The sequence below is a fragment of the Pseudaeromonas aegiceratis genome (genome assembly GCF_046254905.1).
Taxonomy (GTDB): domain Bacteria; phylum Pseudomonadota; class Gammaproteobacteria; order Enterobacterales; family Aeromonadaceae; genus Pseudaeromonas; species Pseudaeromonas aegiceratis.
In genome coordinates this window covers 662,512-674,575 of record NZ_CP158016.1, presented here as the reverse complement: position 1 = coordinate 674,575, position 12,064 = coordinate 662,512, and the positions used below count along the sequence as shown (strand labels likewise).

The following is a 12,064-nucleotide window of genomic DNA, read 5'->3' as shown; positions in this document are numbered from 1 at the left end:
TTTGAGACATGATTTGTGCTGCAATCAGCACAAACACACCCTATAATTCTCAACAAATTGGATCAATAGGTTTATTGTCACCATGACAATTTGGGCGCCACCCCTCTCCGGCCAAGGCCCGCTTTACCGTCAACTGGCGGACGCCATCGCCCAGGCCATCGAATCTGGCGAGCTGACGGCCGAGCAACGCCTACCGACCCACAGGGCCCTGGCGGAGCAGCTTGGCGTCACGGTGGGCACCATCACCCGTGCCTATGCCCTGGCCGAACAGCAGGGTTGGCTGCAGGCCCGCGTCGGCGCCGGCACCTATGTGAGAGGTCAGCCACAGGACAAGCTGGGCAACGCTTGGATGCAGCAGACACCGGATCCCCTGCGGGTGGAGATGTGGCAGAACCTGCCGGCACCGCAGGATCGCCACAGCGCCTTGCAGCGCACCCTGCAACAGCTGCAACAGGATCCCGCTCGCCTGAGTCGGCTGATGGATTACGGCGAAGCGCGCACTCCGGCCCCCCAGCGGCAACTGCTTGGCCAATGGCTGACAGAGCAGGGCATCCAGGCAGAGGCAGAACAGCTGTTTTTCACCTATGGCGCCCAGAGTGGCCAACTGCTAAGCCTGATGAGCCTGGGGCTGGCTGGACAGCCCCTGCTGTGCGAGGGATTAACCTATCCGGGACTGAAAAATCTGGCCAACCTGCTGAATATCCAGCTCAAGGGGTTGCCACTGGATGAGGAGGGGGTCATCCCAGCCGCCCTGGAGCGGGCCCTGAGCCAGGGTCAGTACCGAGCCATCTATCTGGTCCCCACCCTGCAGAACCCCACCACCGCCACCATGAGCCTGGCCAGGCGGCAGGCCATACTGTCGCTGTGCCAGCAGCATAGGGTCACCATAGTGGAAGACGATGTGCAGGGTCTGCTGGCCCCTCAGCGGCTCCCCAGCTTGGCCAGTCTGGCACCCGAGCAGGTGATCTATCTGGGCAGCCTGTCCAAGGGCATCAGTGCCGGTCTGCGGCTGGGTTATGCCCAGGTGCCAAGCCGCCTGCAACTGCCCTTCACCCAGGCGATCCAGGCCTGCAGCCTGATGATCTCCCCCTTGCTGGTAGAACTCGCCTGCGGCCTGCTGCAGCAAGGCGAAGCCAACCGACTGCTGGCGCACCAGCGCAGCCTGTTGGCCCAGCGCGGCCAGTTGCTACTCCAACAGCTGGGTGACAAGGGGGTCTGTTATCAGCCAGGCAGCATGCACGCCTGGCTGCCCCTGCCACCCCAGTGGCGTGCGGAGGCCTTCGTGCAGGCGGCCCGGGAGGCGGGCGTCGTCGTCTCGGGCGCCGAAGCCTTTGCCACCGGCCATTTTGCCGCCCCACAGGGCGTCCGGCTGTCCATCAGCCAGCCGGTGGATAACCCGGCCCTGGCGCGGGGGCTGGCGATCTTGCGGCAATTGCTGGAGAGTAATCCCGGCAATCCTGCCCTGTTGTAACCCAAGGAGCCCCCATGCTGATCCCCTGGCAGAGCCTGAGTGAGGACACCCTCACCAACCTCATCGAATACTTCGTCCTGCGGGAGGGCACCGACTATGGCGAGCAGGAGGTCAGCCTGACGGACAAGGTGGCCCAAGTCCGTCGGCAGCTGCAGCGGGGGGAGGTGGTGCTCCAGTACAGTGAGCTACACGAGAGCGTCACTCTGCTGAGTCGGGAGCAGTGGCGCCAGGCGTCGCAACAGGCAGAAGATGACAGCCGCTGAGCAGCACCTCAGATCCGTTGCGCAGCTCCCCCTCCTCACCCTGAGTCCAGAAGCTCAGGCGGCCGTTGTCATAGCGCGCCCCAGCGGCGCCCTGCACCTTGGGCAGTATGTGGTGCTCGCCGTTGAGACTCAATTCAAGCCAATCAAAGTGACCATCCAGCCGGACCGGAAGCAGAGTCTCGCCACACTGGTACTGGCGGGCATAGGGATCTGGTTCCGGCTCCGAGGCACAGGCCACCAGCAACACCGACAGTCCCAACACGCCAGTCACGCGCCCAGAAAAGTTGACATAACCCACAGATTCCTCCTGTTTTTTTGTTAAATGCCGGCAGGCATATTCCAACAACCGGTTTCACGGCCACACCGCTTGCCATAGGCTACAGGGCCCCTTATGCTACCGCAGTTATTATAAAGACAAAGACCGCACACAGGCTGGATCTGCTGCGCGGCAGCTATAGACGAGGACTAACAATGGTTATTGGCAAGCCGCAAAGCGATCCGACGCTCGAATGGTTCCTTTCTCACTGTCATATTCACAAGTACCCGGCCAAAAGCACCCTGATCCATGCCGGCGAAAAGGCTGAGACCCTCTACTTTATCGTCAAGGGCTCAGTGGCCGTGCTGATCAAGGATGAAGAAGGCAAGGAGATGATCCTCTCCTACCTGAATCAAGGGGACTTTATCGGTGAGTTGGGGCTGTTCGACGATACAGAAAACCCCACCCGCTCCGCCTGGGTTCGCGCCAAGAGCCCCTGTGAAGTGGCGGAAATCTCCTACAAGAAGTTCCGCCAGCTGATCCAGGTCAACCCGGAGATCCTGATGCGCCTGTCTGGCCAGATGGCGCGCCGTCTGCAGACCACCAGCCAGAAGGTCGGCAACCTTGCCTTCCTGGACGTGACCGGTCGCATCGCCCAGACCCTGCTGAACCTGGCCAAGCAACCCGATGCCATGACGCACCCGGATGGCATGCAGATCAAGATCACCCGGCAGGAGATCGGTCAGATCGTCGGTTGCTCCCGGGAGACCGTGGGCCGCATCCTCAAGATGCTCGAAGATCAGGAGCTGATCTCTGCCCATGGCAAGACCATAGTGGTATTCGGCACCCGCTAAGGGATCCGCCAGCGACAAGAACGCCACCCTAGGGTGGCGTTTTTTTATGGCGCCAACTGCAGCGCCAGCTCGGTCAGGGAGCCCAGCTCCTCCGCCCCCTGGACAGCAACCTGCCGGCGTAACCAGCGGGCCTGCAGGCCACAGGCCTTGGCTCCGACAAAGTCCTCCACCCGGGTATCCCCTACCATCAACACCTGGGACGGCGCCAGCTCCAGTTGCTCACAGACCCGGCGATACAGCTCGGGGTGCGGCTTGGGATAGCCCTGCTCGAACGACCAGCACCACAGCTCCAACTGGCCAGCCAGCAGCTGGCGCACCGGCTCGGCATAGGGCTTGGCCAGGTTGCCCACCACCCCCAGGCGATAGCCAAAGGCGCGCAATTGGGCCAGGACGGCAGGCACCTCGGGGAAGAGTCGGACCCCCGCCAGCTCGTCGGCCAGATCCTGCGCCAGGGGCGCCATGGCATCCGGCGCCGGAGAAAGACCGCCGCGGTGGGCCGCCTCTCTCAGCCCCAGGGGCTGGGTCATCACCGCCTTGGTAAAACCGATGGGATCGGCCACCTGCCGTGCCAGCTGGCGGTAAGGCCGGCGCCGCACCGTCATATGACACAAGGTGCCATAGGCATCAAACAACACCGCCTTCACCTCGCTCTGGCTCATAGCAACTCCTGCCTCGCTGTGTAAAAACCGAGCATATGCCTGCCGCCAAATCGGAGCAATCCTTCTCGGATCAGCTTGTGAGCGGCAAAAACGAAACAGGCTCCCCAAAGGGAGCCTGTTGCTGCGGCGATGAAAGCCAAGGCGTCGGCTGACTTAGCCCTGGCACACCTGAGCCACCGCCTCGGCAAAGCGGGCCATGCCCACGTCGAACTCCTTGCGGGTCAGGTTGAGGGCCGGGGCGAAGCGCACCACATTGCCCCCGGCCACCAGCACCAGCACGCCGGCCCGAATGCCGGCATCCACGAACGCCTTGGCCTTGCCCTGATAATCGGCCGTCAGCACGGCGCCGATCAGCAGGCCGGCACCCCGCACCTGTTCGAAGCAGTGGTGACGGGCATTGATCTCCGCCAGCGCCTCGCGAAACCAGGTCTCCCGCTCCAGCACGCCCTTGAGCAGGGCCGGCTGATTGATGAGATCGAAGGCCGTCTCCCCCACGGCACAGGCCAAGGGGTTACCACCGAAGGTAGTACCGTGCACCCCGGGCTTGAACACGGCGGCGATGGCGTTACGGGTCAGCATGGCAGCGATGGGGAAGCCGCTGCCCAGGGCCTTGGCACTGGTGAGGATATCCGGCTCCACTCCCAGGGCCATGTAGCCGAACAGGTGACCGGTGCGGCCCATGCCGGTCTGCACCTCGTCCATGATCAGCAGGGCATCGTGGGCATCACACAGCTCGCGCACCGCCTGGGCAAAGGCCGGATCCGCCGGCAGCACGCCGCCCTCCCCTTGCATGGGCTCCATCACCACGGCACAGGTATGGCCCGAGATGACGGCACGCAGGGCGTCGATGTCGTTATAAGGCACATGGGTGATCTGGCCCGGCTTAGGGCCGAAACCATCGGAATAGGATGCCTGGCCGCCGACGCTGACGGTGAAGAAGGTACGGCCATGGAAGCCGTGGCTGAAGGCGATGATCTGATCCTTCTGCGGGCCATGAGTTTCGTAGGCATAGCGACGGGCCAGCTTGAGGGCCGCCTCGTTGGCCTCGGCGCCGGAGTTGCAGAAGAAGGCCCGCTCGGCAAAGGTGGCGTCCACCAGCTTGCGCGCCAGACGCAGCACGGGCTCATTGGTCATCCAGTTGCTCACGTGCCAGAGCTTCTGGCCCTGGCTCACCAGGGTATGCACCAGGGCCGGATGGCAGTGCCCCAGGGCATTGACCGCGATGCCGCCGGCGAGATCTATGTACTCGCGCCCCTGCTGATCCCACAGGCGGGAGCCCAGGCCCCGCACCGGCACAAACTCCGCCGGCGCATAGGTCGGCACCATCACTTCATCAAACCACGCCCGGGTTACCTGCTGCATGCTTGCATCCTCACGCCAAGAAAATGAAAAAATAATCACAGGGCATGCATAATATATCAACCATACCCCTATCATCCATGGGTTTTTGCATAAATGCCTTCATGACTGCCAGAAGTTGCCCAGCAGCGCCACCCCCTGCTGGCTGAGGATGCTCTCCGGGTGAAACTGCACCCCCTCGATGGGCAAGGTGCGATGGCGCAGCCCCATGATCTCCGCCGGCTGATCCCCCTCCGGCTGGCTCCAGGCGGTCACCTCCAGGCAGTCCGGCAGGTTGTCGGCCTCGACGATGAGGGAGTGGTAACGGGTGACCGTCAGGGGATTGGCCAAGCCACGAAACACGCCCCGACCATCGTGGCTGATGGCCGAGGTCTTGCCATGCATCACCCTATGGGCCCGCACCACACGCCCGCCGAACACCTGGGCCAGGGCCTGGTGGCCCAAACAGACACCCAGGATCGGCAGTCGACCGGCAAAGTGGGCTATGGCCGCCAAGGAGATCCCCGCCTCGTTGGGGGTACAGGGCCCGGGGGAGATCACCAGATGGCTGGGCGCCAGGGCCTCGATACCGGCCAGGTCGATGGCATCGTTGCGCACCACCTGCACCGGCGCCCCCAGCTGGCCGAAGTACTGCACCAGGTTGTAGGTAAAGGAGTCGTAGTTATCGATGATCAGCAGCATGGGTCAGACGGGAAAATGTGGGCGACAGCAGTCGGGCTCAGGTACACCACAGGGTACCTGCCCACCGAGTCTAGCGCCAGACCACAGGGCCGAGGCAGACAGGCAAACGGGAGCATCCCGACGACGCAGGATACCCATATCAGTTGGCGAAAAAGATGCCACCGCGAACGGACTAACGCAGAGGTTGCTGACAGAGATTAACGATTGAGCAGAACGCCGGTTTCCAGCTCCCGCTCCCGCTGGCACTCAGCCAGGTAAATAGCTGCCTCCACCTTGGCATTGCCATGGTGGGTGTCCAGGGCCTTGGGCACCATCAGCTCTAGGGTTTTCATGGTCTTGGCCAGACGGAACTTGCGCAGCCAATACCCCTTGGTTTCCAACTCGTTTGGATCGACTTCTTGCTGTGACATGGATGGATATTACCCGGAAGAAGAGAAGAAGGCGGGAGAAACAGAAAAGCCAGGTTACCCCGGCTCTCCATCTACACCTTCCCAGTAAATCAGGCTTTTGGAACGAAGCCGATCACATCATAAACGGCTTTGAGAGTTTTTTCAGCCCGTTCCCGCGCCTTTTCTGCGCCCTGGTGCAAAATCCCCAGCAGATGGGCCTCATCCTGCCGCAGGGCGGTGAAGCGCGCCTGCACCGGCGTCAACATGGCCAGCACCGCCTCGGCGGTCTCGGACTTGAGGTGGCCGTACATCTTGCCTTCGAAGTGACGCTCCAGCTCGACGATGGACTGGCCGGTGGCACCGTGCATCAGGGTCAGCAGGTTGGAGACCCCGGGCTTGTTGTCGATGTCGAAGCGCACCACAGGCGGCTCCTCGGAGTCGGTCACCGCCCGCTTGATCTTCTTGGCGATGGCCTTGGGATCCTCTAGCAGGCCGATCCTGTTGTTCTCGTTGTCATCGGACTTGGACATCTTCTTGGTGGGCTCTTGCAGGCTCATGATGCGGGCCCCCTGCTCGGGGATGAAGGGCTCCGGCATGGTGAAGACATCGCCGTACAGGGTATTGAAGCGGTAGGCCACGTCGCGAGTCAGCTCCAGGTGCTGCTTCTGGTCGTTGCCCACCGGCACCTGATTGGCCTGGTACAGCAGGATATCCGCCGCCATCAGCACGGGATAGCCGAACAGGCCGACGTTGACGTTGTTCTCGAAGCGCTGGGCCTTGTCCTTGAACTGGGTCATGCGGGACAGCTCTCCCATCTGGGTGTAGCAGTTGAGGATCCAGCCCAGCTCGGCGTGCTGCGGCACGTGAGACTGCAGGAAGACGGTGCTCTTGCTGGGATCGATCCCCACCGCCAGATAGAGGGCGGCCGCATCCAGGCAGGCGGCCCGCAGGGCCTTGGGATCCTGGCGCACCGTGATGGCGTGCAGATCCACGATGCAATAGAGGCAGTCGTAGTCATCCTGCATCCGCACCCACTGGCGCAGGGCGCCCATGTAGTTGCCTATGGTCAACTGGCCCGAGGGCTGGGCCCCACTCAACACGATCGGTTTTGACATCATTTCATCCTTTAGAGTGACCCCAGCACCAGGGGGGTCAGCTTGGCAAAATCATCCAGGATCCAATCCGGTTCACTGGCGGCGATGGGCTCGCCATGGTTGTAGCCGTAGGTCAATCCCACCACCGGCATGCCGGCATGGCGGGCCGCCAGCACATCGCTACGGGAATCCCCCACCATCAGGCTCTGCTCAGGCGGTATGCCGGCCTGCGCGCAGATATGCAGCAAGGGCGCGGGATCGGGTTTGCGCACCGGCAGGCAGTCGCCCCCCACCACCTGGCTGAACAGGTGGCTGAGGCCCACCTGGCTCAGAATCGCCGGCACGAAGCGGCTGGGTTTGTTGGTCACCACCGCCAGGCGTTTGCCCGCCAGCTGCAAGGCGGCGAGGGTCTCCGGCACCCCGGGGTAGAGCGACACCCCCTGGGTGGCCGCCTCGGCGTAATCGGCATCGAAGGCCGCCCGCAGGGCGGGCAGTTCTGCCGGCGGCGTGGCATCCACCTCATGCTGGCCCTGCCAGGCGCGGCGCAACAGCATGTCGGCACCGTTGCCTATCCAGGCACTGACCTGGGCCAGCGTCACCGGCCCCTTGCCCAATGCGGCCAGGGCCGCCACCACGGAGCCATGCAGCTGGGGCGCGCTGTCCACCAGGGTACCGTCCAGATCGAACAGCACCAGGCGCACCTGGGACAAGGGCGCCGTCATCAGACCTTGGCCAGTTCGGCGCGCATCTGGTCGATGACCGCCTTATAGTCGGGCTGACCGAAGATGGCCGACCCCGCCACAAACATGTCGGCCCCGGCCTCGGCGATGGCGCGGATGTTGTCCACCTTGACGCCACCATCGATCTCCAGGCGGATATCGCGACCGCTGGCATCGATCAGACGACGCACCTGGCGCAGCTTGTCCAGGGTGCCGGGAATGAAACTCTGGCCACCGAAGCCCGGGTTGACCGACATCAGCAAGATCACATCCAGCTTGTCCAGCACGTAGTCCAGATAGTGCAGCGGCGTGGCCGGGTTGAACACCAGGCCGGCCTGACAGCCGTGATCCTTGATGAGCTGCAGGCTGCGGTCCAGATGCTCGGAGGCCTCCGGATGGAAGGTGATCAGGCTGGCACCGGCCTTGGCAAAGTCCGGGATGAGCCGGTCCACCGGCTTCACCATCAGATGCACGTCAATGGGGGCCTGGATACCGTAGTTGCGCAGCGCCTGACAGACCATGGGGCCTATGGTGAGATTGGGCACGTAATGGTTGTCCATGACGTCAAAGTGCACCACATCGGCGCCGGCGGCCAGCACCTGGGCCACGTCCTCGCCCAGGCGGGCAAAATCGGCAGAGAGGATGGAGGGGGCGATCAGAAACTCTTTCATCGATTGATATCCAGTGGGCTAGCCAAAAACGGGGCAAATTCTACCCTAACGAGCCAGCCGGCTCTAGGTCAAAGATCCCCCAGTTGGCCTCAGGGCAGATAGAGCGCCAGCAGCTCCGCCACGCTGTTGCGGCTCTCGCTGCTGCGGCTGATGGTGCGCTTGACCTTGATCTCATCCAGTTGGGCATCGCGATAGAGCTCATAGGTCAGGGGCGTGGCATGGTTGCTGATCAGCACGGGAATGCCGCGCTCCTGCACCGTCTCCCGCGCCAGCTTGGCCAGCAGCGCCTGATCGTCCAACGAGAAGCCGCCGGTGGCATAGCTGGTGAAGCTGGCGGTGGTGGACAGGGGCACGTAGGGCGGATCGCAATAGACCACGTGATCCGCCTGCAGTCGGGCAAAGGTCTGGGAGTAACACTCGCAAACAAAGGTGGCCCGCTGGGCTTTCTCGGCGAAAAGCCACAGCTCCTCCTCCGGGAAGTAGGGCTTCTTGTAGCGTCCGAAGGGGACATTGAAGCCCCCCTTGTGGTTGTAACGACACAGGCCGTTGTAACCGTGCCGGTTGAGATACAAAAACAGCAGCGCCCGCTCGAAGGTATCACGACTGTCGTTGAACGCCTGGCGCAGCTCGTAATAGGCCTCGGCGTGGTTGTAGTCCTGAGTAAAGAGGCTACGGGCCTCGGCAATCACCCGCTCCGGGATATGTTTGAGCAGGTTGTAGAAACCGATGAGATCCGGATTGATGTCCGCCAACAGATAGGCCGGGTAATCTGTGTTGAGAAACACCGAGCCCGCGCCAACAAACGGCTCCACCAGCACCTGCCCCGGCGGCAGCCGCCGACTGATGGCCTCCACCAGGGAGTACTTGCCGCCGGCCCATTTCAAAAACGCACGATTTTTCTTCATAGCAAGCAAATGGCTCATCGGCCGGGATCAAAAAGGGGGCTCGCGGCGCCCCCTGTGCTGGCGATCCCAGACCTCATTGTTTGAGTTCTTTGTGGACCTGGGCGAATGACTTGGGCCAGGGACGGTTCTTCTGCAACTCGGCGGACAATTGGCGGATGGCCTGACTGGCCTGCTTGCTGTCGGCGTAATCCCCCTTGATCAGCACAAACCAGGGCGCCCCCTTGAACTGGGTCTCATACATCCAGACCTGGCCCGCCAGATGCTGCTGGTTGACGAAGCGAGCCAGGGCGTTGGCATCGGCCGACGCCATCAACTGTATGGTGTAATGACGCGGTGCATGGCTCAGCAAGGTGGCATTGGGGACCCGCAGGCTGGCCGCGGTAGCGGGTTTACCGCTCGCGGCTTTGGTCACCGGCGGCTTGCTGGCCAGAGGCTGGCTCACCGCGGCCGCCTTGGCGGTCTGAGGGGCGACCGGCTGGCTCACCGGAACGGCTTGTGATGCCACCGGCTTGGCCTGGGTCACCAGGGTTGCGGTAGCGGAAGAGACCGGCTCCCCTTGCTTGATCTGCTCCACCACAGGGGTCAGCTCCTGCAAGGAGGTGACCGCACCAGACACCGCAGGCAGCGGCGCCGCCGCACTGGAGGTCGCCCCACTGACCCCACTTTGATGGGCCATGATGTCCTGCACCACCTGATCGGCAATCACCACCCGGCGCCCTTCATAGTTTTGCGAATCGACCGTCATGCCATCCCCGGCCTCATCCGGCAGCACAGCATGCTGCAGGGGCGCCGTCTCCGGCATGGCCGGCTCGGCGGCCGACGGCACCGGCAGCGGCACCGCAATGTCACCGCTGGTCGTCGGCGCCTGGCGCAGCATGGAGGGAACTATCCAGCTGAGCAGGAGAACCACGGCGACCACCACGGCCAGGGTAGCGCCCCATTTATTCAAGGGCAGGGGCTTTGCTCTGAAACTGCTTTTCTTGCTGCTCATCGTCTTCTCCGCCAAGGCCACCAGTTCGACGGGCCAGCCCGTCACCGCAGATAACAGTCGTTCGAGGGCATCCCAACGCCCCTGATCCAGCGGGTAATTACCGCGTAGGAGATAATACTGCAAGCAGGTCCGCTGCTCAGCCGCCGAGAGGGGCTCCATGTCCATCTCCACCGGCGGTTGCTCACGCCCCTTGAGGCGGGCGGCCAGGCGCTCACACCATGGCTGGGGAGCCGTCAACACAAACCCCATCTTGTTGTGACCGCGCCCCAGCGCATCGTTGAGGCTGGCCAGCTCCCACAACTCGTCCACGAAGGCCTCGGGCAAGCGATCGGCATCATCCAGCACGATGAGCAGCTGGGCCGGCGTCTCGCCCAACAGACGGAACAGGTTGTCCCCCAGGGTGTCATGGGGGTCAAACACGGAATGCGGTACCAATTGCTGGATCAGTGACTCACGTAACTCATCCAGCGGCGTGGTGGCGCTCCCCGTCACAAAAGCGGTGCGCCAAGGCGCGACGAGCCGCTCCAACAGCAGCTCGCACACACGGGTGCGGCCACTGCCTTGAGGTCCGGATAACAGGATGAAGGGGAAAGAGAATTCAAGCAGATGGTGCAAACGCAGCACCATCTGATCCTGGCTGGGTAGCTGAGGAAAGCCGGGGTTGTTCAAACTTAGCGTTCCGCCTCTATGATGGAGGCCAGCAGGCTGTCACTCACATCGCTGAAGACAGCTGCCTGGCCGATGGCCGTAGGCAGCACCAAGCGCAATTTACCAGAGAGCACCTTCTTATCCCGCATCATGTGTCGCATAAACGCGGCAAAGTCCATGGAGGCCGGGGCCTTGAGCGGTAACTGGGCCGCAGCCAGCAATCCCACAATACGCTGCACCGCCGCCTCGTCCAGCAGACCCAGTGCCTGCGCCGTCTTGGCGGCCAGCACGGTCCCGGCGGCCACGGCTTCGCCGTGTAGCCAATTTCCGTACCCTTGCTCCGCCTCGATGGCATGCCCGAAGGTATGCCCCAGATTGAGCAACGCACGAATGCCCTGCTCGGTCTCATCCTGCGCCACTACCTCGGCCTTGATGGCACAGCAACGCTGGATGGCATAGGTCAGTGCCTGTGGCTGCAACGCCAGTAAGTCGGCCACATGCTGTTCCAACCAGGCGAAGAACTCAGCGTCATAAATGATGCCGTATTTGATCACCTCGGCCAGACCGGCCGACAGCTCTCTGGCCGGCAGGGTAGCCAAGCAATCGGTATCGATCACCACGGACTTGGGCTGGTAGAAGGCCCCTATCATGTTCTTGCCCAGCGGATGGTTAACCGCTGTCTTGCCCCCCACCGAGGAGTCCACCTGAGACAACAGTGTGGTGGGCACCTGGATAAAGGGCACGCCACGCTGGTAACAAGCCGCCGCAAAGCCGGTGAGATCGCCGATGACCCCGCCCCCCAAGGCAACCAGGGTGGTATCCCGGCCATGGCGACCCTCCAGCAGGCTGCTCATCAGTGCATCGAAGCTGGCCAAGGACTTATAAGACTCGCCATCTGGCACCACGTGCACATCCAGCTGGAAACCGGCCAGGGTCTGCTTCAACGTCTCAAGATAGAGGGGCGCCACCGTATCATTGGTCACCACCATGATACGTTGCCCAGCGATCGCCGAAGAGAACAACTCGGTCTGCCGTAGCAAGCCGGGACCGATGGAAATGGGATAACTGCGGCTATCCAGGGCAACGACCAACCGTTCCATGGCT

At 62.6% G+C, this 12,064-nt stretch carries 14 protein-coding genes; 3 read left to right on the top strand and 11 right to left on the bottom strand.

Features of this window, described 5'->3' with window-relative positions; translation table 11 throughout:
- The first annotated feature begins 82 nt into the window (after window positions 1–82).
- Both ABHF91_RS03370 and ABHF91_RS03365 read left to right on the top strand, forming a co-directional pair.
- The gene (locus ABHF91_RS03370; RefSeq protein WP_409422066.1) at window positions 83–1,471 is read left to right on the top strand and encodes a PLP-dependent aminotransferase family protein; all 1,389 of its coding nucleotides are present in this window, start codon (window positions 83–85) and stop codon (window positions 1,469–1,471) included.
- Between the two features lie 14 nt (window positions 1,472–1,485).
- Window positions 1,486–1,734 carry a YheU family protein gene (locus ABHF91_RS03365; protein WP_409422065.1) on the top strand — a complete coding sequence of 83 codons (249 nt, stop codon included), beginning with the start codon at window positions 1,486–1,488 and terminating at the stop codon, window positions 1,732–1,734.
- Here the strand turns inward: ABHF91_RS03365 and ABHF91_RS03360 are convergent.
- On the bottom strand, window positions 1,670–1,996 hold the full coding sequence (locus tag ABHF91_RS03360; protein ID WP_409422064.1) for an MliC family protein: 327 nt from the start codon (window positions 1,994–1,996) through the stop codon (window positions 1,670–1,672). The two genes, ABHF91_RS03365 and ABHF91_RS03360, sit on opposite strands and share 65 nt — an antisense overlap.
- Window positions 1,997–2,205: 209 nt before the next feature.
- On the opposite strand from ABHF91_RS03360, the gene crp reads away from it, so the two are divergent.
- On the top strand, window positions 2,206–2,844 hold the full coding sequence (gene crp, locus ABHF91_RS03355) for a cAMP-activated global transcriptional regulator CRP (RefSeq protein WP_409422063.1): 639 nt from the start codon (window positions 2,206–2,208) through the stop codon (window positions 2,842–2,844).
- A 44-nt stretch (window positions 2,845–2,888) separates the two neighbouring features.
- On the opposite strand, the gene ABHF91_RS03350 is transcribed toward crp, so the two are convergent.
- From ABHF91_RS03350 to aroB, 10 genes are all read right to left on the bottom strand, one after another.
- Window positions 2,889–3,503: an HAD family hydrolase gene (locus ABHF91_RS03350; RefSeq protein ID WP_409422062.1), complete on the bottom strand. Its 615-nt coding sequence runs from the start codon at window positions 3,501–3,503 to the stop codon at window positions 2,889–2,891.
- 153 nt (window positions 3,504–3,656) lie between these two features.
- Complete coding sequence (locus tag ABHF91_RS03345; RefSeq protein ID WP_409422061.1) at window positions 3,657–4,865, bottom strand: aspartate aminotransferase family protein; 1,209 nt, start codon at window positions 4,863–4,865, stop codon at window positions 3,657–3,659.
- A gap of 99 nt (window positions 4,866–4,964) precedes the next feature.
- A complete protein-coding gene (locus ABHF91_RS03340) occupies window positions 4,965–5,543 on the bottom strand; it encodes an anthranilate synthase component II (RefSeq protein WP_409422060.1) in 579 nt (192 codons plus the stop codon).
- 197 nt (window positions 5,544–5,740) lie between these two features.
- Window positions 5,741–5,953: a hypothetical protein gene (locus ABHF91_RS03335; protein ID WP_409422059.1), complete on the bottom strand. Its 213-nt coding sequence runs from the start codon at window positions 5,951–5,953 to the stop codon at window positions 5,741–5,743.
- 89 nt (window positions 5,954–6,042) lie between these two features.
- The gene (trpS, locus tag ABHF91_RS03330) at window positions 6,043–7,047 is read right to left on the bottom strand and encodes a tryptophan--tRNA ligase (protein WP_409422058.1); all 1,005 of its coding nucleotides are present in this window, start codon (window positions 7,045–7,047) and stop codon (window positions 6,043–6,045) included.
- Window positions 7,048–7,058: 11 nt separating this feature from the next.
- Window positions 7,059–7,748: a phosphoglycolate phosphatase gene (locus ABHF91_RS03325; protein ID WP_409422057.1), complete on the bottom strand. Its 690-nt coding sequence runs from the start codon at window positions 7,746–7,748 to the stop codon at window positions 7,059–7,061.
- A complete protein-coding gene (gene rpe, locus ABHF91_RS03320; RefSeq protein WP_409422056.1) occupies window positions 7,748–8,416 on the bottom strand; it encodes a ribulose-phosphate 3-epimerase in 669 nt (222 codons plus the stop codon). Before rpe ends, ABHF91_RS03325 begins: the two co-directional genes overlap by 1 nt.
- 89 nt (window positions 8,417–8,505) lie before the next feature.
- Window positions 8,506–9,321 carry a Dam family site-specific DNA-(adenine-N6)-methyltransferase gene (locus ABHF91_RS03315; RefSeq protein ID WP_409422055.1) on the bottom strand — a complete coding sequence of 272 codons (816 nt, stop codon included), beginning with the start codon at window positions 9,319–9,321 and terminating at the stop codon, window positions 8,506–8,508.
- Between the two features lie 73 nt (window positions 9,322–9,394).
- Window positions 9,395–10,939 carry an AAA family ATPase gene (locus tag ABHF91_RS03310; protein ID WP_409422054.1) on the bottom strand — a complete coding sequence of 515 codons (1,545 nt, stop codon included), beginning with the start codon at window positions 10,937–10,939 and terminating at the stop codon, window positions 9,395–9,397.
- A 44-nt stretch (window positions 10,940–10,983) separates the two neighbouring features.
- Window positions 10,984–12,060 (bottom strand): 3-dehydroquinate synthase, encoded by a 1,077-nt coding sequence (aroB, locus tag ABHF91_RS03305; RefSeq protein WP_409422053.1) that lies wholly within the window; start codon window positions 12,058–12,060, stop codon window positions 10,984–10,986.
- Between the last annotated feature and the right edge of the window lie 4 nt (window positions 12,061–12,064).